The 21710-nt window shown below is 70.6% G+C and carries 20 protein-coding genes; 9 read left to right on the top strand and 11 right to left on the bottom strand.

The genetic code is table 11. The features are described 5' to 3' along the window. The 5 genes from pabB to AOK08_RS05100 form a co-directional block, all read left to right on the top strand. Nucleotides 1-1625, top strand: a 1625-nt coding sequence (gene pabB / locus AOK08_RS05080) for an aminodeoxychorismate synthase component I (RefSeq protein WP_055524039.1), incomplete at its 5' end; no start/stop codon positions are given. Further along, nucleotides 1622-3283: a benzoate-CoA ligase family protein gene (locus tag AOK08_RS05085; protein ID WP_055524041.1), complete on the top strand. Its 1662-nt coding sequence runs from the start codon at nucleotides 1622-1624 to the stop codon at nucleotides 3281-3283. The genes pabB and AOK08_RS05085, both read left to right, overlap by 4 nt. 104 nt (nucleotides 3284-3387) lie before the next feature. After that, the gene (locus AOK08_RS05090; RefSeq protein WP_055524046.1) at nucleotides 3388-4974 is read left to right on the top strand and encodes a class I adenylate-forming enzyme family protein; all 1587 of its coding nucleotides are present in this window, start codon (nucleotides 3388-3390) and stop codon (nucleotides 4972-4974) included. Beyond that, a complete protein-coding gene (locus AOK08_RS05095) occupies nucleotides 4971-6191 on the top strand; it encodes an FAD-dependent monooxygenase (RefSeq protein WP_055524048.1) in 1221 nt (406 codons plus the stop codon). The genes AOK08_RS05090 and AOK08_RS05095 overlap by 4 nt, the downstream gene beginning before the upstream one ends. A gap of 57 nt (nucleotides 6192-6248) precedes the next feature. Beyond that, entirely contained in the window at nucleotides 6249-7094 is an 846-nt protein-coding gene (locus tag AOK08_RS05100; protein ID WP_055524050.1) for an aminotransferase class IV, read from the top strand. Nucleotides 7095-7200: 106 nt separating this feature from the next. On the opposite strand, the gene AOK08_RS05105 is transcribed toward AOK08_RS05100, so the two are convergent. Then, complete coding sequence (locus AOK08_RS05105; protein ID WP_055524052.1) at nucleotides 7201-7692, bottom strand: carboxymuconolactone decarboxylase family protein; 492 nt, start codon at nucleotides 7690-7692, stop codon at nucleotides 7201-7203. Nucleotides 7693-7774: 82 nt separating this feature from the next. Then, nucleotides 7775-8143, bottom strand: a complete 369-nt coding sequence (locus AOK08_RS05110; protein ID WP_055524086.1) for a hypothetical protein — start codon at nucleotides 8141-8143, stop codon at nucleotides 7775-7777. Nucleotides 8144-8355: 212 nt separating this feature from the next. On the opposite strand from AOK08_RS05110, the gene AOK08_RS05115 reads away from it, so the two are divergent. Both AOK08_RS05115 and AOK08_RS05120 read left to right on the top strand, forming a co-directional pair. Beyond that, the gene (locus tag AOK08_RS05115; RefSeq protein ID WP_055524053.1) at nucleotides 8356-9177 is read left to right on the top strand and encodes a helix-turn-helix domain-containing protein; all 822 of its coding nucleotides are present in this window, start codon (nucleotides 8356-8358) and stop codon (nucleotides 9175-9177) included. Beyond that, nucleotides 9174-9383, top strand: coding sequence for a DUF397 domain-containing protein (locus AOK08_RS05120; protein ID WP_055524054.1), 210 nt, complete (start codon nucleotides 9174-9176; stop codon nucleotides 9381-9383). The genes AOK08_RS05115 and AOK08_RS05120 overlap by 4 nt, the downstream gene beginning before the upstream one ends. Here the strand turns inward: AOK08_RS05120 and AOK08_RS05125 are convergent. Both AOK08_RS05125 and AOK08_RS05130 read right to left on the bottom strand, forming a co-directional pair. Further along, nucleotides 9358-11499, bottom strand: coding sequence for a tetratricopeptide repeat protein (locus AOK08_RS05125; protein WP_055524056.1), 2142 nt, complete (start codon nucleotides 11497-11499; stop codon nucleotides 9358-9360). The genes AOK08_RS05120 and AOK08_RS05125 overlap by 26 nt on opposite strands. Then, entirely contained in the window at nucleotides 11496-11915 is a 420-nt protein-coding gene (locus tag AOK08_RS05130; protein ID WP_055524057.1) for a hypothetical protein, read from the bottom strand. The genes AOK08_RS05125 and AOK08_RS05130 overlap by 4 nt, the downstream gene beginning before the upstream one ends. A gap of 169 nt (nucleotides 11916-12084) precedes the next feature. On the opposite strand from AOK08_RS05130, the gene AOK08_RS05135 reads away from it, so the two are divergent. Further along, the gene (locus AOK08_RS05135) at nucleotides 12085-12354 is read left to right on the top strand and encodes a hypothetical protein (protein WP_055524088.1); all 270 of its coding nucleotides are present in this window, start codon (nucleotides 12085-12087) and stop codon (nucleotides 12352-12354) included. Beyond that, nucleotides 12347-12958, top strand: a complete 612-nt coding sequence (locus tag AOK08_RS05140; RefSeq protein ID WP_055524059.1) for a DUF6879 family protein — start codon at nucleotides 12347-12349, stop codon at nucleotides 12956-12958. Before AOK08_RS05135 ends, AOK08_RS05140 begins: the two co-directional genes overlap by 8 nt. Nucleotides 12959-13058: 100 nt before the next feature. Here AOK08_RS05140 and AOK08_RS05145 read toward each other — a convergent pair whose 3' ends face one another. The 7 genes from AOK08_RS05145 to AOK08_RS05175 all read right to left on the bottom strand — a co-directional run bounded on the left by AOK08_RS05145 (nucleotide 13059) and on the right by AOK08_RS05175 (nucleotide 21560). Further along, nucleotides 13059-14177: a DUF5954 family protein gene (locus tag AOK08_RS05145; RefSeq protein ID WP_055524061.1), complete on the bottom strand. Its 1119-nt coding sequence runs from the start codon at nucleotides 14175-14177 to the stop codon at nucleotides 13059-13061. Nucleotides 14178-14226: 49 nt separating this feature from the next. Further along, a complete protein-coding gene (locus AOK08_RS47035; RefSeq protein WP_241826839.1) occupies nucleotides 14227-15513 on the bottom strand; it encodes a hypothetical protein in 1287 nt (428 codons plus the stop codon). A gap of 10 nt (nucleotides 15514-15523) precedes the next feature. Continuing rightward, nucleotides 15524-15880, bottom strand: a complete 357-nt coding sequence (locus AOK08_RS05155) for a hypothetical protein (protein ID WP_055524063.1) — start codon at nucleotides 15878-15880, stop codon at nucleotides 15524-15526. After that, on the bottom strand, nucleotides 15870-17669 hold the full coding sequence (locus AOK08_RS05160) for a hypothetical protein (protein WP_055524066.1): 1800 nt from the start codon (nucleotides 17667-17669) through the stop codon (nucleotides 15870-15872). The genes AOK08_RS05155 and AOK08_RS05160 overlap by 11 nt, the downstream gene beginning before the upstream one ends. A 311-nt stretch (nucleotides 17670-17980) precedes the next feature. Further along, nucleotides 17981-18970 (bottom strand): malate dehydrogenase, encoded by a 990-nt coding sequence (locus AOK08_RS05165; RefSeq protein ID WP_055524067.1) that lies wholly within the window; start codon nucleotides 18968-18970, stop codon nucleotides 17981-17983. 344 nt (nucleotides 18971-19314) lie between these two features. Next, nucleotides 19315-20622, bottom strand: coding sequence for a DUF2690 domain-containing protein (locus tag AOK08_RS05170; RefSeq protein ID WP_079053841.1), 1308 nt, complete (start codon nucleotides 20620-20622; stop codon nucleotides 19315-19317). Between the two features lie 404 nt (nucleotides 20623-21026). Beyond that, nucleotides 21027-21560, bottom strand: coding sequence for a helix-turn-helix domain-containing protein (locus AOK08_RS05175; protein ID WP_055524072.1), 534 nt, complete (start codon nucleotides 21558-21560; stop codon nucleotides 21027-21029). Nucleotides 21561-21710: the final 150 nt, after the last annotated feature.

A 21710-nucleotide genomic window follows, 5' to 3' on the forward strand; every position in this document is an offset into this window, starting at 1 on the left:
TCCCCGCCCAGCGCCGCTCGCCCCAGCCGCGCTCGCCCCAGCGGCGCGCCACCCACCGTCTGCACACCCGGCGGATCGCCGGCGCAGTGGACACGGAGGCCGCCTTCGGCCGGATGTACGCCGGCTCGCCGCGCGCGTTCTGGCTGGACAGTTCGCAGGTCGAGAAGGGACGGTCGCGGTTCTCGTTCCTCGGGGACGGGTCCGGTCCGCTCGCCGAGTTCGTGCGGTACGACGTCACGAGCGGCGTCTGCGAGATCGAGCGGGACGGACGGCCGACGCGCAAGGTCAGGGCGAGCGTCTTCGACTACCTGAAACGGCAGTTGACGACCCGTCATGTGGACGCCACCGGGCTGCCGTTCGACTTCACCGGCGGATACGTCGGCTACTTCGGGTACGAGACGAAGGCCGACTGCGGAGCGACCTCGCCGGGTGTGCACCGGGCCCGGACCCCCGACGCCTGCTGGCTGTTCGCCGACCGGCTGATCGCGGTGGACCACCAGGAGGGCTACACGTACGCCGTCTGTGTCGCCGAGGACACTCCGCAGGCCACACTGGAGGCCGCCGACTGGCTCGACAGCGCGCTGGCCCAGCTCTCCTTCGTGAGCGCCCAGCAGCCGCCGCTGCCCGTACCGGCCACCGGGCCGGACCCCGACCCCGCCTCGGCGGAACCGTGGCTGGTGCGCGACCGGGCCACCTATCTCGCCGACATCGCGTCCTGCCGACGGGAGTTGACGGCCGGCACGAGTTACGAGGTCTGTCTGACCAACACGGCCAGGATGCCCGCCCCGGCCGACGCGTTCGGCTACTACCGGGCCCTGCGACGCGTCAACCCGGCGCCGTACGCGGCCTTCCTGCGGTTCGGGGAGCTGGAGGTGGCCGGTTCCTCGCCCGAGCGGTTCCTGCGGATCACCCGGGACGGCATGGCCGAGGCCAGGCCCATCAAGGGCACCGCCCCGCGTGGCGGCGACCCGGCGGAGGACGACCGCCTGCGGGACTCGCTCGCCGCCGACGACAAGACACGCGCCGAGAACCTGATGATCGTCGACCTGCTCCGCAACGACCTGGGCCAGGTCTGCCGCACCGGCACGGTACGCGTCTCCCGGCTCATGGTCACCGAGACGTACGCGACCGTGCACCAGCTCGTCTCCTACGTCGAGGGACGGCTGCGCGAGGGCACCGACTCGGTGGACGCGGTCCGCGCCTGCTTCCCGGGCGGCTCGATGACCGGCGCGCCCAAGCTCCGCACGATGGAGATCATCGACTCGCTGGAGACGGAGGCCCGGGGCGTGTACTCCGGGGCCCTCGGCTTCCTGGGGTGCAGCGGCGGCGCGGATCTCAGCATCGTCATCCGGACCGCCGTGATCAGCGGCGGGGAGATGCGGCTGGGCGCGGGCGGCGCGATCGTCCTCGGCTCGGACCCGGTCGCGGAGTACGACGAGATGCTCCTGAAGACAGCCGCCCAGATGCGGGCCTATCAGCAGTACCAGGAGCAGCGGGAGCACCGGGAGTACCAGGAATATCAGGAGTTTCAGGAGCACCAGGACTGCCTGGAGTACGGGCAGGACTACCGGGAGTACCCGCCCTCCCCGTCCCTGTCGGCCGCCGCAGAGGAGGCCGCCCGGTGACGACCCACCCGTCCGCCACCGCTTCCCCGGCCCTGCCCACGCACTCCCCTGCCGACGCAGCCGCAACCGGCACGGACACAGCCGGCTCAGGCACAGTCGGCCCAGGCACAGTCGGCCCAGGCAACCTCGCCGCCCATCTCGCCGCCCTCGCCGAGCGGCGCGGCTGGAGCGACCGGGCCGCCTTCCACCAGAGCGACCAGGGGCACCGTTCCTGGACGCACGGCGAGGTGCACGAGCTGGCCGCCCGTACGGCGACGGTGCTCGCCCGGCACGGGGTGAAAGCCGGCGACCGGGTGCTCCTGGCCCTGCCCGACGGCATCACCTGGGTGACCGTCTTCCTCGCCGCCGCCCGGCTCGGTGCCGTGGCCGTGCTGGTCAACCCCGAACTCCCGCCCGCCGACCACGCGTTCATGGCCGAGGACGCGGAAGCGGTGCTGTGCGTGACGGGCCCCGGGCTGGAGGAGAGCGCGGGTACGGGTACAGGTACTGGCGACGAGGGGCGTTTCGCGGGGCGGCCTCTGCTCGGTGCCGATCAGCTCGCCGCTCTCGCTCCGACCGCCGAACCGGCCGCCACCGCCCATCCGGCGGACGCCGACACGCCCCTGTATGTGCAGTACACCTCCGGAACCACCGGTCTCCCAAAGGGAGTTGTGCACACCCACGGCGACCCGAAGACCTATCACGACCTGATCGGCCGCCCGTTGCTGCGGATCACCGAGGACGATGTCGCGCTCTCCGTCTCCAAGCTGTACTTCGCCTACGGCTTCGGCAACGCCTTCGTCTTCCCGCTGTTCTCCGGTTCGTCGGCCGTCCTGGTGGACCGGCGTCCGACCCCGGCGGCCGTCGACGAGCTCGTCGCCCGGCACCGGGTGACCCTGCTCTACTCCGTGCCGTCCGCCTACGCGGCCCTGGTGGCCGAGCGGGGCAGCGACCACCGGGCGGCCGGCCACCAGGCCTGCTTCGCCTCCGTACGGGCCGCCGTGTCGGCCGGTGAGGGGCTGCCGGACGGGCTCGGGAGGCAGGTCGGGGAGCTGCTCGGCGCGCCGGTGCTGGAGCAGCTCGGCTCGACGGAGGCCGGGCACGCGTTCTGCGCCAACAGCCTCGACCACAACCGTCCCGGTACGGTCGGCCGCCCCGTCCCCGGTTTCGAGGTCGAGCTGCGCGACCGCGCCGGGCTGCCCGTACCCGATGCCGTCGAGGGTGAACTCTGGGTGCGTGGGCCCACGGTGACGCGCGGCTATCTCAACCAGCCTGCGGAGACGGCCCGTTCACTGGTCGACGGCTGGCTGGCCACCCGGGACCGGGCGGTGCGTGAACCGGACGGCACCTACCGGCATCTGGGCCGCGCCGACGACATGGAGATGGTCGGCGGCATCACGGTGTCACCGCTGGAGGTGGAGGCCGTACTGCGCGCCCACCCGGCGGTTCGGGAGGTCGCCGTGGCCGCGCTCCCCGATGAGCGGGGCGTCAGCGGGCTGCGTGCCTTCGTCGTCCCCACCGGGCCGGTCCGGACGGGCCTGGAGACCGAACTCATCGAGCTGGCCCGCGCCCGTCTCGCCGCCTTCAAGGTCCCCCGGAGTGTCGGCTTCGTCCCGGCGCTGCCCCGCACCGGGACGGGAAAACTCCGCCGCCACATGGTCCGCAGGGGCACCTGGTGACCACCCCGGCCACCCCAGCCACCCCAGTCACCGCAGCCCTTCAAGCCGCCGCGGCCCCTTGCCGTACATCGCGCACTTCCCGCAGTTCAGAAAGGACCGGGCGCATGCCACAGCCGCAGCAGCCCCTGCTCGCCGACCGCGGTTTCTATCTGGGCCCGGTCTTCCGGCGGGCCGCCGACCGCCACGGAGCCGTCTTCGTCACCCTGGACCGGCCGCTCGACGTCAGCCCAGAGCTCGGGGTCGACCTGAGCTACTCCCAACTGGCCGATGTGGTCGAGGAGTTGTCGGCCCGGCTGTGGGCGGCCGGGGTCCGGCCCTCGGAGGAAGTGGTCGTCCACAAGACGGACAACGTCGACATCGTGCTGCTGACCTGCGCGGTCTCCCGTATCGGCGCTGTCCCCGTGCTCCTGTCCCCCGGTCTCGCCGGACCGGTCGTCGGCCAGTTGCTGACCCGGCTGCACCGCCCCTGGCTGCTCACCGACACCGCCAAACTCACCGGCCCGCTCGCGGAGTTGGACCTCCCCCCGCTGGTCCGCCGGATCCTCGCCGTCAACGCCGATGCGGCCAACACGGTCGGCGCCGAGCCGCTCGCGATGTACGCGGGTGCCGAGCCCGCCAACGCCGTCCGCCTCCACCCCCGCGAACCGGCCCTGATCACCCACAGTTCGGGCACCACCGGTATCCCCAAGCTCGCCGTGCACTGCGCGAACAGCATGTGGAACCGTCTCGTACCGCAGCAGGCGATGGGCTGGCCCACCCGTGGGGAGACGGCCGCGCTGCACATGTCGTTCGTGCACTCGCGCTTCTACCATCTCCTGGGCGTGCTCCTGCACTTCGGCAGCCCGCTGCTCCTGATCACCGACCCGGCCCCGGCCGCCGTGCGCCCGCTGCTCGTCCGCCATCGCCCGGGGATCGTCGAGACCCACCCCAACACCTTCGTCTTGTGGGAGGAGTTGGCGGACGCTCCGGGTCAACCGCTGTCGCGCGTACGGTCGTACGGGTCGACGTTCGACGCGATCCACCCGCGTACCGTACGTCGGCTGCTGGGCGCGTCGAAGCGCCGTAGCGCCTGGCTGGTCCAGTTGTACGGGCAGAGCGAGACCGGGCCCGTCGCCGTGCAGTGGTTCACCCGGCGCAGTGTGGCGAAGGCGGACGGCCGCCGGGTCGGCATCGGGATTCCCGGCTTCACCCGGGTCCGTGTGACGGACGACAACGGTCGGCCCGCCGCACCGGGCACGCCGGGTCGCATCGAGGCCAGGACACGCGGACGCATCCTCACCTACCTCGGCGCGCCCGAGCAGTACCGGCGTCAGCTCGACGGCGACGGATGGTGGCAGATGGGCGACATGGGGTACCGGAGCAGGCTCGGGGCGCTGTATCTCATCGACCGCGAGATCGACCGGATCGACTCCGTGCACAGCAACCTGGAGGTCGAGGACACGCTGATGGACCGGCTGGAGGAGCTGCGCGAGGTCGTCATCGTGCCGGGCGCCGACCGCGAGCCGGTGCCCGTGGTCTGCGTACGCGACGAGGTGCCGCTCGACCCGGAGCGCTGGCGGCGGGCGACCGCCGATCTGCCGGCGATGGCCGAGCCCCGGCAGTGGCGCTTCGAGGAACTGCCGATGACGGCGACCTGGAAGGTGAAACGGGTGGAGATCACCCGCATGCTGGCCGAGGGCGCGCGCACATGAACACCCCTGACGACAAGCGGGTGTTGGTCGTGGGCGCCGGTCCCGTCGGGCTGTCCGCCGCGCTCGGGCTGCGCGCTCACGGACTGCCGGTCGTCGTCCTGGAGGCGGACCCCGAGGACCGTCAACGCCCGGGCAGCCGCGCCCTGTTCGTGCACCGCGAGACCCTGCGCCTGCTGGACGGGATGCGTCCGGGCCTGGCCGCCGAGTTCGCGGCGCACGGGCAGACCTGGCACACCCGGCGCACGCTGTACCGGGGCCGCGAGGTCTACTCCCGCACCTTCCCCGAGCAGCCGAAGGCGCCCACGGCCACCCCGCCCTTCACCAGTCTGCGCCAGGTGGACACCGAGCGCCTGCTGCGGGCCGCCTGCCGGGACGCGGGCGTGGAGTTCGCGTGGGGCGTGCGGGTGACGGGCGTACGGTCCTCGCCGACCGGGGTCGCCCTCACCGACTCGGGCGGCGGTGTCTGGCACGGCACCCATGTCGTGGCCGCCGACGGCGCCCGGTCCACCGTACGGGCGGAGTTGGGGATCACCATGGAGGGCGCGCACTCGACCGGGTTCCACGTCGTCGTGGACGTCGCCGACATCCCCGGCGCCGAACTCCCCCTGGAGCGCGTCTTCCACTACGAGCATCCGGGCGTGGGCGGCCGGAGCGTGCTGCGGGTGCCCTTCACGGGCGGTTTCCAGGTCGACCTCCAGTGCCGCGACGACGACCCGCAGGAGGCGTACGGCACGGAGGAGGCCGTACGGGACTGGCTGCCGGGGGTGCTGGAGGCGCCGGGGTACGGGTCTCAGATCCTGTGGGTGTCGACGTACCGCTTCCTGCGCAAGGTCGCCGACGCCTTCACCGACCGGCACCGTCGGGTGCTGCTCACCGGGGAGGCGGCGCATCTGTTCCCGCCGTTCGGGGCGCGCGGGATGAACAGCGGGATCGCGGACGCGGCGGCAGCGGCGGAGGCCATCGCCACCGTGTCCAGGACGGGGCTGGTGGGAGCGGTCGCCGAGTTCGCCGAAGTACGGCACGCGGCGGCCGTGTTCAACAGCGCCGCCGCCGGGAACGCGCTTGACCACCTCCGTCCACGGCGCCGGATCGTCCGGGCCAAGCAGCGCGCGGCGGCGGCCCTCGCGCCGATGCTGCCGTGGTGCGGATCGTGGCTGGAGCACGCGCCGTACGGCCCCCGGAACGGGGCACCGGCGCTGGCGGGCCGCAAGTACTGACGTACTGAGGTATCAGGGGTATCCGGGATATCTGGGGTATCAGGAAAAGAGCACTTGATGACGCTGACGCGAACAGGACGAACCCAAACGGCGGCCAGGGAAGGGCTGTTGACGTGGTCGCCGCGCCGGGGCCTGACCGCCCCGGACGCCCCGGACTCGTACGGCCGCGTGCCGACGGTCGGCGAGCGGCTGGCGGTCGCCGACTCCTGGCTGCTGCGCGAGGGCCGGGTGCGCGCCCTCGGCCGGCACCGGGAACGCTTCCTGCGGGCCTGCGCCGACTCCGGCGGTCCCTCACCGCGCCAACTGGTGGACTTCTGGCAGGACATGACAGCTGCGCTGCCACGCACGGGCGACTGGTTCCCCCGAGTCGAACTGGGAGCAGAGTCACGGGAGTTGAGACTCCTCCTCCGCCCCGCTCCACCGCTCGGCACGGGTGTACGGCTCTGGGCTGCGGGCCAGTCCGACCCGCGCACCGTCCCCCGCCGCAAGGGCCCCGACCTGGACATCCTGGCCAGGGTCCGGCAGCGGGCGGCGACGGAGGGCGCGGACGAGGCAGTGCTGGTCGCCCCCTCGGGCGTGATCCTGGAGGGCGCCACCACCAGCCTCCTGTGGTGGGAGGACGACACCCTGTGCCTGCCCTCACCCCAACTCCCGGTCCTGGCCGGAGTCACCACCGCCCTCATCCAGGAACACGCCCAGCGCACCGGCATCCGCGTAGCCCACCGCGAACGCACCCTCACCGACCTTGCCGACCGCGAGGTATGGCTGGTGAACGCGCTGCACGGAATCCGCCCGGTGACGGAATGGACGGGCAGCACGGAGCCGCCGATACGGGCGGGGCACGCGATGCGAGCCCCCGAATGGCGGAATTGGCTGGAGGACCTGCCGGAGCCCCTGCTTTAGAACGGCCGACAGAACAAATGGGTGGGGGAGGGCGAATTGAATCGCCCTCCCCCACCCATTCACGCCCGAATCCGACCCGAATCCAAATTCAGCCGCATTCAGTCAGTCAGCCAGTCTTCGGCACCGGCTGATAACCACCGGGAACCATCCGCGTCGCGATGGCGATCCGGTTGTACGCGTTGATGACGGCGGCCGCCCATATCAGCGCGGCGACCTGTGCCTCGTCGAATACGGCGGCGGCCCCGGCGTAGACGTCATCGGGGACGTGTCCATCGTGCACGAGGGTCACAGCCTCGGTCAACGCCAGTGCGGCGCGCTCCTGTTCGGTGAAGAAGGGAGTCTCCCGCCAGGCGTTCAGGGCGTAGATCCGCTGCTCGGTCTCACCCGCCGCACGGGCGTCCTTGGTGTGCATGTCGAGGCAGAAGGCGCAGCCGTTGAGCTGGGACGCGCGAATCCGGATCAGTTCAAGGAGTTCGGGTTCGACTTTGGCGTCCCGCGCGGCGGAAACGGCGGCGGCATGCAGGGCACCCATCGACGCGGAGACGTCTGGGGTGATTTTCTTGAGGGCGACTCGGGATACCGGATCAGTGGTGTTCATGGAATTACTGTATCCACGAATAGAACACACCGTTCACCCTTTCGGCGATATTCGCGAAAGATCGGGGGCAGATCCGGCGGGGTCATGCGCCGTGGTCCCGCCGCTGGTGGGAGCGGAGCAGTACGTTCGCGTCCGTCTCCTTGCTCCAGTCGAACTCGGCGCGGGCGGCGGCGCGTTGGGCACCGAGTTCGGCGCACTCCGTACAGTCGGGGACGAGCACCGGCGGGCGGTACGTCTCGCCGGGCGGGCCGTACATCGGCTCCGCCCGGTTGTGCGTGGCCTGGTCGTTCGCCGCCCGCACCTTCGCGCTCAGGTACTCGGCGGGAGTCGCGGGGCGTACGTCCGCCGGGGCCACCTCCCACTCCCGGCCGCCCCCGATCGGCCTGAGCAGCAGGTACGGGCCGACCTTCTCCCGGTACTCCCCGACCTTCTCCAGCTCGACGTCGTACATGACGGCTCCGGCCACACACTTGTCAGTCTCCACGCGTTTCTCCACGTCGATGCGTTCCTGTGCCTCGTGCCCCTTTGGGGTGGGCAACTACCGATTGTGGAGACAGCGTTGCGCTCCGTTCGGTAGTTTCACCAGGCAGAACGCCATGACCTGACAGGGGTCATGGGAGGCCGCCATGACCGCCTCCCGGTCATGCAGGAGGAGGTTTGCACATGACCGTCGAGACCGACGCCGCGCCCGACCCCATGAAGTCCCTCCTGGCTTTCTTCGGCACGGAGTTGACGCGTCTCCGCACCAAGGCAGGGCTGTCCCAGGAACAGACAGCACGTCTCGCCCACACCACCCAGTCCATGATCTCGAAGATCGAGTCGGCGAAACGGGTGCCGTCTCTGGACCTCGCGCGGGACCTCGACATCGCACTGAAGACGGACGGCCACTTCGCACGGTTGCACCCGCTCGTCATCCAGTACGCGTATCCGTCTTGGTTCCTTCCAGTGGTGGAGCTGGAGCAAGACGCCGTGTCCATCCGGTCCTTCCAGAACCAGGTCATCCCCGGACTGTTGCAGACCGAGGAGTACGCGCGCTCAATGCTGATCACGGTTCGGCCGGACAACCTGGACGATCTGGTAGCCGCCCGGATGACCCGGCAGGAGATCTTCGAACGGGAGGAGCGCCCCCGGGCCTGGTTCATCCTGGACGAGTACGCGCTGCTGCGCCACATCGGCGGTGAGGCTGTGATGCGCGCCCAGTTCGAGCATCTGCTGGAGGCAGGGAAGCATCCCCGCACGGTGATCCAGATCATCCCCCGCACGGTGGCCGCGCATCCTGGTCTGGCAGGCCCGTTCATGCTGCTCGGGTTCGACGAAGGCCCGGACGTTCTCCACGTAGACGGCTTCTCCCAGGGTCGAACAGCTCTCGACCAGGGGGAGGTGGCTGAAGGGGTCCGCACTTATGATCTGCTCAGGGCAGTTGCCCTGTCACCCGACGCGTCGGCCGAGTTGATCGGCGGGCACCTAAAGGAGCTAGGCGCATGATCAGCGCGAGTGAACTGACCGTCTCCTGGCGCAAGAGCAGCTACAGCAGCACCAACGGCGGTGACTGCCTTGAAGTCGGCGCCGGGATAACCACCATCGTCCCCGTCCGCGACTCCAAGGCCCCCCACGGCCCCGCAGTCCTCTTCACCCCCGCTTCCTGGTCGTCGTTCGTGACCTCGGTCAAGGACCCTGCTGACCGGATGTGAACGTGGTCAGCAGCCGCCTGCTGGCAAGCGTGAACGGATGGTCGGTGCCCAGGCTGCGTTCCCGCCTGGTCACCACATCCGTCATCAGCTCGATGCCCTCGTCCACCCGGCCCCGCGCGGTCCGCGTCCGGGACAGCAACTGCTGGGCCGAGAGGGCGATCGGGTAGTCGGGGCCGTAGCGCCGCAGGTAGGCGTCGGCGACGTGCCGGATCTCCTGGTCTGCCTCGTCGTAACGGCCCAACAGGTACAGCGCCCACGCGTGGTTGTGATGGGCGCCAAGGCTCACCGTGTGGTCCGGGCCGAGCAACCGGTCGCACTCCGAGGGCAGGTCGAGCAGAGTGCCGTCATCCTCGGTGACGACCTCGGACGCGGGCAGCAGGACGAGCAGGCTCGACCGGGAGCGCAGCGTCAGCGGATGCGCCGGGCCCAGCGCCAGGCGTCGGCCGGCGACCGTGGACCGGAGCAGGGCGAGGGCCTCGTCCCGCCTGCCGAGATTCGCCAGCACGAGCTGAAGGCCCTGCGCGGTGTCCAGGGCGTCGGGATCGCCGGCTCCGAACAAACGGCCCTGCGCGGACCGGACTTCGGTGAGCAGCGACTCGGCCTCGGCGTACCTGCCCAGCCGGAAGAGCGCGCGGCCCGACCTGGAGCGCGCGGCCAGTACGGCCCGGTGTTCCGCGCCGAGTCGCTGCTCGCCGAGGTCGGCCGCCGCTCGGGCGGTGTCCCAGGCGGAGAGGTAGTCGCCGGTTCGGTGCAGGGCGATGGCCAGCCGGGTGGCCACGGCCAGCGCGTCGGCCGAGGTCTGCGGGTCGTCGATCCGTCGGAGCAGGGCGAGCGCGTGGGGTACGAGCAGCCGGTGCAACGGGTCGTGCGGGCCCGCGTCAGGGACCTCGGGAACGGCCGCGCCGAGCAGCCGTACAGCCGTGCTGTCGAGCACGGGAACCAGTTCCGCCGGAGTCGCCGCCGCGACGCTGTCGAGCAGCACGCCATGGCTCTGCGAGCATCGCACACCGACGTCGACGAGTTCGGTCAGCGACTGGTCGAGCAGTGCTCGTAGCGCGGTTTCGCAACGCGCGCGGGACAGCACATCCTCGATCTCGGGCCGGTTGAGCAGCGAAAGCGGCAGCGGTTCGGGAGCGAAGCGGGCCAGCAGCCGCAGCAGCGCGGTCGCTTCGGGGAGTCCTCGGGCCTCGAACGCGTCGAGTGTCAGTTGCCAGGTGAGCCCGACCATGTGCCGGGGGTCTTGCTGGGACAAGGCATCCGCTCCTTGGTCGATGAGTCCGACCCGTTCCCCTTCGTCCGCGTCGAGACGACGTCCGTACGCCTCCAACGTCCAGGGATCGAGCACTTGTTGGGACAGGAAGCCGCCCGCCAGCGTGAGGGCCAGCGGCAGCCTGCCGAGCCGTTCCGCGATCCGCTCGGCCTCTTCCTGCGTACCGCTGTGCGGAGCGAGGTCACGCAGTACGCGCGCCGCGTCCTCACTCGGGAGTACGCCGATGTGCTGCAACTCCGCTCCCGGCCACCAGCGGGCGGCCGACCGGCGCGTGGTCACCACGACCGTGCCGCGCGGGCTGGTGCGCAGCCAACTGCCGTCACGGAGGATCTCGGGCTGGTCGGCGTTGTCGAGCACGAGCAGCCATGGCTCGGTGGAGTGGTCCAGGTAGTGCCAGACGAGATCGGCGGCGGCACGAAGTCCGTTGCGAGCGGCCAGCAGTTCACCGTCGCTCGCGCCCCGGTCGGCGGCGACCGCGAGCATGCCGGCGCGCAGGCTGGCGCGGTCGGAGGCGCTGACCCACAGGCCCACCCGTCCGCACTCCTCGACGGCCGTCTGGAAGAACGTGTAGGCGACGGCGGTCTTGCCGCAACCACCCATGCCGTACAGCACATAAGCCTCGCCACCATGCCCCGCCCGCACACTCGCTCTCAGACGTTCCAGCACTTCGAGGCGGTCACGCAGCACGACCGGAGGCCGCCCGACCGCCGGACGGCGAACCGAGTCGGGGCCGTCCGGCACGGCCAACTCCTCGCCGTAATGGTGGTGTTCGGTGTTGTACTGATCGCCCGACGCCTGGAAGACCCGGCCACGATCCTCGGCATGGCCGTTCGTCGCGCCCGTCATCGCCCGGCGATGTGCTGGTCTCGTCCGGCCTGGTAGATCCGGGCCCGGCCGGAGGCGTCGGCGCGCTGGGTGATGGCGTTGATCGAGAGCCCGGCCGAGCCTCTCGGCTCAAGTTCGTCGAGGAGGCCACGCAGTTCCACGGCGGCATCCGGGTGGGCGGCGAGCAGGCGCCGGAGCCGCCCCTGCCACTCCAGGCGCAGTTCGCCGATGGTCTCCTGATCGCCGGTCTCACCGGCCGCCACGGCGTCTTCGCGCGTGACTTCCAATTCCGCTAACACGGCCTCCGCGCGGTCCGGCTGTGTCCGGCGCCACAGTTGTGCGATCCCTTCGCGGGTGCGATGCCATGCATCGGTTGTCATCAAAGTGACCAGCGTGATTCCGGCGCTCTGTGCGAGCAGGACCGCTTCCGGTTCCACACGTCCCCCTTTTCCCGAAGCTTTCCAGATCTTCCGAAGATACGCCGACATAGTCGAGTCGTCGATGCCTACCATGCTTTCGACATGTCCAGTTCTCGCCTCGTCAAACAGTTTCAGCGAGTGCTAAGTTAACGGAAACCAAATCAGCCTAGGGGGAATTTCCATGTCCATGGCCAGGCCTTGGGAAGCCGATCCGACCACGACGTTCAAGCGGCGTCTGGGAAAATCCCCCAGGGAACTGGGGAACACGACCGACAGCGACGACTGCCCCGACATCTGGGAGCTTGAGAACGGGGACGTCGCGGTCATAGGCCGGGATCTCACGGAGTCACTCGGCGGGCATTTACCGGCCGGCGTCTCGGTCGGGTCGGACGAGCGGCTTGTAGTCATCCCAAGGAACATGTTGGTAGCGGCGAAACCGGATATCCCAAGTGTTTGATTCATTCCTAGGCAGCCCCTCCGTACGCATGGATCGCCCCACGTATCATGCGGATTTCCGCCGGATCCGCGGCAGCGGAATTCCCTTCCAGAACAAACTCGAACGAGGCCAGAACTTCAAGGAACGAGGGTTTGCCAGCTGGGAAGCCTTCGCCGCCGGGGACTGGGAGGCATCGCTGTCCCTCGCCGACGAGAGGCGCGATGCCTATGCGCAGCAGTTCCGCGAGGAGGCGCAGCGAAACATCCTGGCCCGTCGCCTTCGCGTAATTGAATTCCCTGTCACCCCCTACGTGCAATGGGAGATGTTCGTCCTCCGCGTGCGCGTGGAAGTGGGCGACAACATCAGAGTCCTCGACGCCCGCAAGATCTCGGACCTCGAGAGGGAACGACCCGTGCCCGAGGTGGTGATCCTCGGCGACGTCGTCATGTACGAGGTGCAGTACGACGACGACGGGAACGCGGCGGGAGCCAACCGCTTCGCCGATCCGGCTCTGATCCGGGAAACGAACGCCGGATTCAACGAGCTGTACGAGCGCGGGGAAGAATTCCACAGCTTCTTCGACCGGGAGATCGCTCCCCTCCCCGCACCCGCAGTCGCCTACTGAACCACAGCCACGGGCAGCCGAGTTGGCCGCGTCGACCACACAGAGGGACCGCCGAACGTGTTCGTCACGTTCGACGGCCCCTCACATCACCTGATCGCCGCTACGCCTTCTTCTTGCTCTCGCGCACCAGTCGGCGCCGTTCCTCCTCCGCGTCCCAGCGGCGCTTCAGCTCCAGGCTGCGTTCGCTGAGCGGGGGCAACTCCTCGTCCTCCTCTCGCCACAGGCCCTGTGCCTTCAGACGCTCGGTCTGTACGTCGACGGGCGGGTCGGGGTCGAAGTCGGAGGGACGCGGGCCCTCGGGGCCGTCGGGGCCGACCCTGATGAGGCGTTCGACCCGGGTGACCCGGTAGCGGACGCCGTCGACGGTCGCGACGTTGGAGCGCTTCTCGTCGACGTGGTCGGCGACCCGGGCGTACTCGGCGGCCTTCTCCTCACTCAGCCGCAGGGTGAAGGGGGCCATCACGCGCAGCCAGTAGGCCAGCGAGTCCCGCGCGCCCTGGGGCGTGGAGTCGGAGGAGCCGGGGTTGTGCGCGCGCCAACTCCCGTCCACCCGCTCGGAGATCATGTAGACGGCGGGCAGCAGGACCCCGCCGGGGTGCGTATGGAGTGCCCGGTACGCCTCGTCCCTGACCTCCTGCGGCGCGCCGGCCGGAATACCGACGAACTGGATGAGGTCCAGCTTGAGGATGCCGTCGGACAGCCCGGTGCCGTTGATGGGGTCGACCACGAAGCCCTTCGTGCGCGGCCCCACCTTGTACGCCTCCCCGACCTCCCCCGGGTCCGGGTCGGAGGGGCGGGGCGGCTCGGGCCCGTTCGGCCCCATCCGTACGAAGCGGGACGCCCGTACGATCCGGAACCGCTCGCCGCGCACCCGCAGGTCGTTCACGACCTCGCGGTCCATGCGCTGCGCCGCCGCCAGCCACTTGCGCTGGGCGGCCTCGTCACCGGCGGCCTCGGCCTCGCTGGCGCGCAGCCGGAACTCCGAGCCGAGGGAGTCCCGGGAGCCCTGCGGGGTGTCGCTGCCGTAGCCGTGGAGCTCCCAGCCGCCTGTCTCCAACTCCCTGGCATGGAAGAACTCGGGGATGCCCATCCCCATCAGATCGGGATACCGCCGCGCTGCCTCAGCGGCCTCCTGTTCCGCGAAAGCGGCGATGGGCCCTTCCTGGGCCGTGACCCTGATCGTCAGATACGCCGGGACGTCGTCCCTGTAGTCGCTCATGCACTGAGCGTGCACACAACCTTCCTGCCGGACACCCGTTTTCACTGAATTAAGGGGTCCCCACCGTGGAATCCTGTGGAACCGGTGCCTCGCAGGAGCCGAGGGGCGGACAGAACCAGGTCAACGCCGTGTTGAGCAGCTCCAGTTCATCGTCGCGACCGTCCGAATCCGGGCCGTATGCGGCGATCGCGTAGATTTTTCCGTCCTGGGCGACGAACCGCTCGTCGTAGACGTGCCAGACGCCCGGGTCGGGTTCGTCGCGCAGCGAGTCGGCCAGGTACTCCAGCCGGGATCCCGTGAAGGTACCGTCGTCGAGGGTCTGAAGGCGGAGCTTCGTGAAACCGGGCGCCTTCGGGATCTCGTCGGAGAGATACAGCTCGAACGACTTGGCCGGTGACGACTCCGACACCTGGTACACCTGCACCCGGTGGGTGCGGTCCGCACTGCGGTAGTCGACCACGCGGATGCCGTACAAGGAGGGCGAGGAGGTACGCGTCCACCCTTTGGGGAGCGCGATCCGGAAGCCCTCCTGGTCCTTGTACAGCGCGTAGTCGGTGGGCGGTTCCACGACAGGCTCGGAGGGCGACGCGGTGACGCCCGTCGGCTCCGGTGTCACGGACGTCGGGGAGGTCGGGGGCACCGGCGACACCAGGGACGTCGCGGATCTCGTGGGGTTGTGGGCCCCGGTCGTCGGGGCGTCCTTGCCGTCGCCTCCAGGGCGGCCCACGAAGGTCAGCACCAGACTCCCCGCCACGGCGACGACGGCTGCCCCGATCAGCACGGACCACAAGAACCGCCGTCTCTGGCCACCCCCGCCAATCCCTCTGCCGCTGCCGATGACCGTTGGAGGCGGCCAGGACACGGCCGGCCCCCCGGTGATCGGCCCCTCGGCGAAGTGACTCTCGTCGAAGTGACCGTCGGTGAAATGACCGTCGCCGTCGACCGTCGCGGCACCCGGCCACCCGACGGGCGCGGACACCGTGGGCGCCTCGGGCGCGGGCGGCCAATCCCCCGCGTCCACCGGACCGGCGGCCGGCGGCCAGGGCGCGGACACGTCCGTCCCCGCCGCCCCCGGCCACCCGTCCGGCGGCGGCACCGTGGGCGCCTCGGTCGGCGCGGGTACGGGCGGCCACTCACCGGCGTAGGCCGGCGGCCCGTACACCGGCCCGTACGCCAGTGGGTCGGTCCCCGAAAGTCTCGGCAGCCCCGCCTCCGTCGGCAGGGAGCTCGGCCGGGGCGGTGGTGGCGGAGTCACCGGAGCCGGGTCCGGGCTGCCTGCCTCCTCCCAGCGCTGTGTCTCCTCGTTCCAGTGGCGTGACCCCCCGCGCCCGCTCATCGCGGCCCCCTCACAGCCCCACGAGGCCCGCGACGACCCCGGCCGAGGCGAACACGCTCAGCAGGGCCTGGGCGTCGGAGAGCAGCTCCCGGAGTCTCTCCCGGCGCGAGGGAGCCGCCCGGCCGGTGCGGGTTATCTCCACCTCCGTCTCCTCCAGGGCGGCGCGCAGCGCGTCCGTGTGCGCGCTGGGGCGCACCCGCGCCAGGTCGGCGCGCAGTTCGCGTACCGCCTCCAGGAGTTCCTCGGTGGCCCGGTCACGCTGGGGAGCCGTGCCGTGGTGGCCGACGGCGCGCGCGTGGCTGCCGATCGCGAAGGTGCTGTGCGAGACATCGCCGATACGGACGTTCGGTTCTTCGTCAGTGGCCATCGGATCCCGGTCCCGTCTGCGGCGCGGCGCCGCCGTTCGTGGAGAAGGTGGTGGAGGAGGCGGTTGCGTGACTGCCGACAGCGAAGGTGCTGTTCTCGACGCGGGCGATGTTCGTCACGTCGCCGTTGTTGTTGATGGTGGTGATCTTCTGCATGAACTCGCCGGTCAGGTAGCCGGATTCGGCGAGCGCGACCCGTACGCCGTTCGCCACCCGGTCCTGCACGTTCTTCAAGTAGCGCCGTACGTCCATCTCCTGGAAGTCGGAGCCGAGCGCCACGGAACCCAGCTCCCGCACGGACAGGTCCGGCCCGTCGGGCAGCGCCCGCGCGTAGCCGCCGGTCAGCAGCCGCCAGACGTACAGCAGGCCCCTGCCGAGCGTGACGAGTGAGCCGGCCACGGAGCCGGGGACCCGGGCGACGGCCCAGGCCGCCTTGCCGAGCACGTTGTTGTGGCGGAAGCGGTGGGCGGTCCGGTCGGCGTTCTTGAAGTCCTCGCGCACGGGCGTGAGTACGTGCGGCGCGACCTCCAGGGTGAGCATGCGGCCCTGGGTGTGGATCCGTACGAAGACCGTGACGACCAGTTCTTCCTCCCAGCCGCCGACCCGGATGCGCAGGAAGTGACGTCTCTTCTCGGCGCCTTCCTCGACCGCGCGCGCCCGGTGCTCCTCGAAGGCCCTCGGGTGGTACGGCGCCTCGTCGCGCCGCCGGATCCCCTCGGCGGGCAGGAACACGCACTCGTCGATCTCCAGGCGGCGCAGCCGGTCGCGTCCGAGCTGACCGGCGTACTCGGCGGGCAGCCGCAGTTGTTCGATCAGTGGCCGGATCTTCTCCAGGACGACACGGTTGCCGATCGGCTGCTGCTTCTTCGTCTTGTCGGGCCGCATCTCCACGGCGAGGACCCACGTCTGGTACGCCGAACCCGCCCCGCGGAACGGCCGCGCCTCGTTGTACATGATCAGCGGGGAGTGCTGTTCGAGCCGGATACGGTCCTTCAGCCGGCCGAACCGCAGCCCCTCGGCCTGCTCGGCCGGGTCGGAGGCGGCGTCCGGGAAGCGCTGCGGCGAGAGTTCCGCACCCAGCACCCTGGCGAACTGGCCGCGCTGCGCCGCCACGCACAGCGCGATCAGGGCGAACATCGTGAACGTGACCCAGGCCTGCCAGGGATCGATCAGGCTGTCGACGCTGTCGCTGGACGGCACGAGTACGTCGGACGCGCTCGGCGATCCGGAGAAGCCGCTGCCGCCGCCACCGCCGTACAGCCCGGAGTCGGACGAACCGGAGGACGAGCCGCCCGACGAGTCCTTGTTCAGGACGCCGAACGCGACGGCCGCCGTGAGGACCAGCAGCAGCGCGAACAGGGCCCGGCCGCACCAGCGGAGCACGAAGGCGGGCACCCGTCTGTACAGGGGCGGGTACGCGGCCCGGCCCCGGATCCAGGACGCCACCGCGAGATACACGATGGGGACCAGGAAGAGGGCCAGCAGCCCGCCGGTCAGCGCCGCGCCGATCACCCACAGCCCGAGGATCGCCCCGGCCCACGCCAGTTCCAGGCGTCTGGCCCGCAGGGCGTGCGCGAGGACGCGGGCCGCGTCGAAGCCGAGTGAGGGTGCCACGATCCGCTGTTCGTTGAGATGCAGTTCCTCGATGACCCGGTCGCGGTATCCGGAGTCCAGGTAGGTACCGGCGCACAGCAGCCGGGTGGCCTCGCTGGCGTGCGGTGGGACGGGCGCCGGTGCGGGCGGGGCGGCTGGTGTCGGCTGGGGCTGGGGCGGCACGGTTCCAGTACTCACACGACTCCCCCGATGCGTGTAACGACCCTTGTCAGAGGGTCAGTTGACAACGCATCACCATAAGGCGGCAAAGGGGTCCAGGAACAGCGAATTGTCAGGGTTCGTGGACTCTGTTCGCGGCGGCGGGGCAGGAGGAAGGGGAGGGAGAGCGGAGGCGGAGGAGACGGCCACAGAGCCTGCGGAGGAGGGGCCAAAAACGCCGGAGCCCCGTCCGGCCGAAGCCTGGACGGGGCTCAAGAGCAAGGCGGTCGAGTCCCGGATGCCGAGGCTCGGTTACCGATGCTCGGACGGTGACGCTCGAACGCTGGGGCTCAGATGAGGCCGAGGGCGCGGACCGCCTCGCGCTCCTCCGCCAACTCCTGCACCGAGGCGTCGATACGGGCGCGGGAGAACTCGTTGATCTCCAGGCCCTGGACGATCTCGTACACGCCGTCCTTCGTGGTGACCGGGAAGGAGGAGATGAGGCCCTCCGGGACGCCGTAGGAGCCGTCGGACGGGATGCCCATGGACGCCCAGTCGCCGTCGGCCGTGCCGTTGACCCAGGTGTGGATGTGGTCGATGGCGGCGTTGGCGGCGGAGGCGGCCGAGGACGCGCCACGGGCCTCGATGATCGCCGCGCCGCGCTTGGCGACGGTCGGGATGAAGTCCTCGGCGAGCCACTTCTCGTCGTTGACGACCTCGGCGGCGTTCTTGCCGCCGACCGTGGCGTGGAAGATGTCGGGGTACTGGGTGGCCGAGTGGTTGCCCCAGATCGTCAGGCGCTTGATGTCGGCGACGGTCGAGCCGGTCTTCTTCGCGAGCTGCGTGAGCGCGCGGTTGTGGTCCAGGCGGGTCATCGCGGTGAAGCGGTCGGCCGGTACGTCCGGAGCGGCGGCCTGGGCGATCAGCGCGTTGGTGTTGGCCGGGTTGCCGACGACGAGGACCTTGATGTCGTCCGCGGCGTTGTCGTTGATGGCCTTGCCCTGGGGCTTGAAGATGCCGCCGTTGGCCTCCAGGAGGTCACCGCGCTCCATGCCCTTGGTGCGGGGGCGGGCGCCGACCAGCAGGCCCACGTTCGCGCCGTCGAAGGCCACGTTCGGGTCGTCCGTGATGTCGATGCCCTGGAGCAGCGGGAAGGCGCAGTCGTCCAGCTCCATCGCGGTGCCCTCGGCGGCCTTGAGCGCCGGGGTGATCTCCAGGAGGCGGAGCCTGACCGGCACGTCCGCGCCGAGCAACTGGCCGGAGGCGATGCGGAAGAGCAGGGCGTAACCGATCTGGCCGGCCGCGCCGGTGACGGTGACGTTCACGGGAGTGCGGGACATGGCGTTCTCCGTAGGACAGCGGGCGGTGGGGCGTCGCTGCCCCGGTTTGGATGATCGATCTCTTGGCGTCAAGAGAGATCCGCCGTCAGGCTATCGCGCCTCCGGGTTCCCGGACCGCCGGGCCCCCTGTGGCCCACCCCACAGATCCGCGTTCGCCGCGCCACGAAGAGCGACGGCCGCCCGTCCGGGAGAGGGGGTGACGGGCGGCCGTCGCACGGGGGCCGGCCGCGCCGGCCTCCCGTGGTGACACTTCTCCGCCTGCCCCGAACCGGGCGGGGCATTCCCCTCGTACGACGATTCCGTACGAGGTACGAGGGGAACGTGCCCGCCGGGTGCGTGCGGTCCTACTGGGTGCAGCCCTTCTGGGCGGTCGCCTTGAGCGTGACGCACGCCGTCGCGTCGCCCGCGTCCTTCACGGCCACCATCGGCGTGTACGCGTCGGTGTCCGTGTCGACCGTGCCGGTCTGCTTCGCCGCGCCGGAGGCGGTGACATCGACCTGGTCGCCCGGGGCCGCCCGGGTGATGCGGGCCCAGGCCGCCTGGCAGGTCTTGCTGTAGCGGACCTCGACGAGCGTGGTGCCGACGGTGACGCTGTTGGCGGTCTGCGCCAACTCGCCGCCGCAGCCCATGTTCTCCGGGTCCTTGCCGGTACAGGCGGCGCCGCTGCACTTCACCCCGACCGGCAGGTCGGGATTGACGGCGGCCGGGGTGCTCGGGGCCGCGCTCGGCTTGGCCTCCGGCTTGTCGTCGCCCCGATGGGTGAGGATCACGGCCGCCGCGACCACCACGGACGCGCCCACGACACCCGCGAGGAACATCGTGAGCCGCCGCTTGCGCCGCGAACCGCCCGGCTTGCCGCCACCGCCCGGCCGGGCGTCCTGCGGCGGACCGCCGGGCCCCGCCGCGGGCGTACCGGAGTTCCAGGGCGTCGCGCCCGGATGTCCGGGCGTCCCCGACCCCCCGGCAGGCCCGAAGGATCCGTCGGAGCCGGAGACTCCGGCGGGCGAGGCCGGGCGCACCCCGGTGCCGCCCCGCACCGCCGGTCCCTGATACCCGGCTATGCCCCACGAGTTGCTCTCGGCCGAGACGGAACCCGCCGAACTCGCGGAACTCACCGAGCCGCCGGACACCAGGCCCCTCGCCGCGCCGGCGTGCACCTCGCTCGCCGAGTCCCGGGTCTCCGTGGCCCTCGGCTGTGGCGGCACGGTCGGTGACACACCGGCGGGTCCGGCGATTCCCGGAGCCACCGTCGCGCTCCGGGCACCCCGCCCGCTCTTGCCGCTCCCGTTCCTCGTCTCGACGGCAGGCCCCCCGAACTCCCCCAGCGCGGCGCGCGCCTGGGATATCCGGATGGCCTCCATCGTCATGTCGTGGCGCATCTCCGAGCGGCTCCACGCACGCTCGGCCAGCTCCCACATCGTGGTCAGGTGCACCGGGTTGGTCCCGGTGACCTCGGCCAGTGCGACGATCGCGCCCTTGGGCGCGAGAAGCCGGCCGTTGAGATAACGCTCCCAAGACGTCTTGCTGTAGCCCGTACGGTCGGCCACCGCCGCGGTGCTCAGACCACTGCGGTCCACGAGCCTGCGCAGTTGGCTCGCGAACTCTCTGACCTGCGGATCCAGTTCATCCGGCAAGGCCCTCCAACGAGGCATTGCGTCCCCCCCTCATTCCCCCCGGTCGTGCTGGCTGTCGCTCCCGTGCGTGGTGCCGTGGATCCCTCTGGCCGAATCCTCGACTCGACTGTCTTGGCTACCCACACGAATGCGCCCAGTCAGGATCTCGGTTCCCGGGGTGGGGGCGCACGGGAGCATTGTCGGGCCTGGAGGCGCACCGTTGCACGCTCCCTGCCCATGGTCCAGTGTTCCACCGACAGCCCTCACGGTCGGCCGAACCCCTGGATATCGCACGGGGCACCCCGGACCACCCCGAATTACCCACATTAACGCTGCCGCGCTGCCCCCTGGTTGCAAATTCACGAACTTATCGACACATCGCCGCACAGAATGCACAAGAGCGGTCACATCGGGCACAGAGATGTCATATTCCCTCAGTGCCGTCAACCAAAAGCGACAGCACCGGCCACCGCCAGCAGCACGAGCCCTAGTGCGAGGAACACGGCGACGAGCAGCACCCACCGCGACGAGTCCACCGGCGTCCCCTCAAAAGCCCCGCCGGCCCCAACGCCGTCCCCGGCCCCGGACCTCGACTCCACCCACCAAGGAAGGGTGGGCACCTCTTCCTCGTACCCCCCGTGCTCCGGCTCCCACTCCCGCTGCCGTTCCGGCTTCACCGGATCCGGGGCCGGGGCCGAGGGCCGAGGCCAGGCCCGCACCGCCAGCTCCCAGCGGACCCCGAAGCGCTCGGCGTCGGCGGACGTGAGGCCCGCGACCCGGCACAGGGCGGCTATCGCCTGCCGGGGCGGCGGCTGGGTCGCGTTGAGGTACCGCTGCCAGGAGGACTTGCTGTACGCGGTGCGCGCGCCGAGCGCGGCCAGACTGAGCCCGGTGCGGTCCTTGAGGAGCCGCACCTGCTCCACGAAGTGCCGTACCTCCGGCGGCAGATCGTCGGGCAGCGGCTGCCAGGCGCTCATCGCGCGTCCTCCTCGACGTTCGTCGACCGGTCCGGTCCGTGGCTGCCGGTCCGACGCGTTTGACGACGTCACCCGGCGGAACGGTTCCCGCCGGGCCGAAGTGCGGTCCTGGTACACGTATGGCTCGGTCGACGGACGGTCAATCCGCGT

It is taken from the genome of Streptomyces graminilatus, from assembly GCF_001418565.1.
Classification (GTDB): domain Bacteria; phylum Actinomycetota; class Actinomycetes; order Streptomycetales; family Streptomycetaceae; genus Streptomyces; species Streptomyces graminilatus.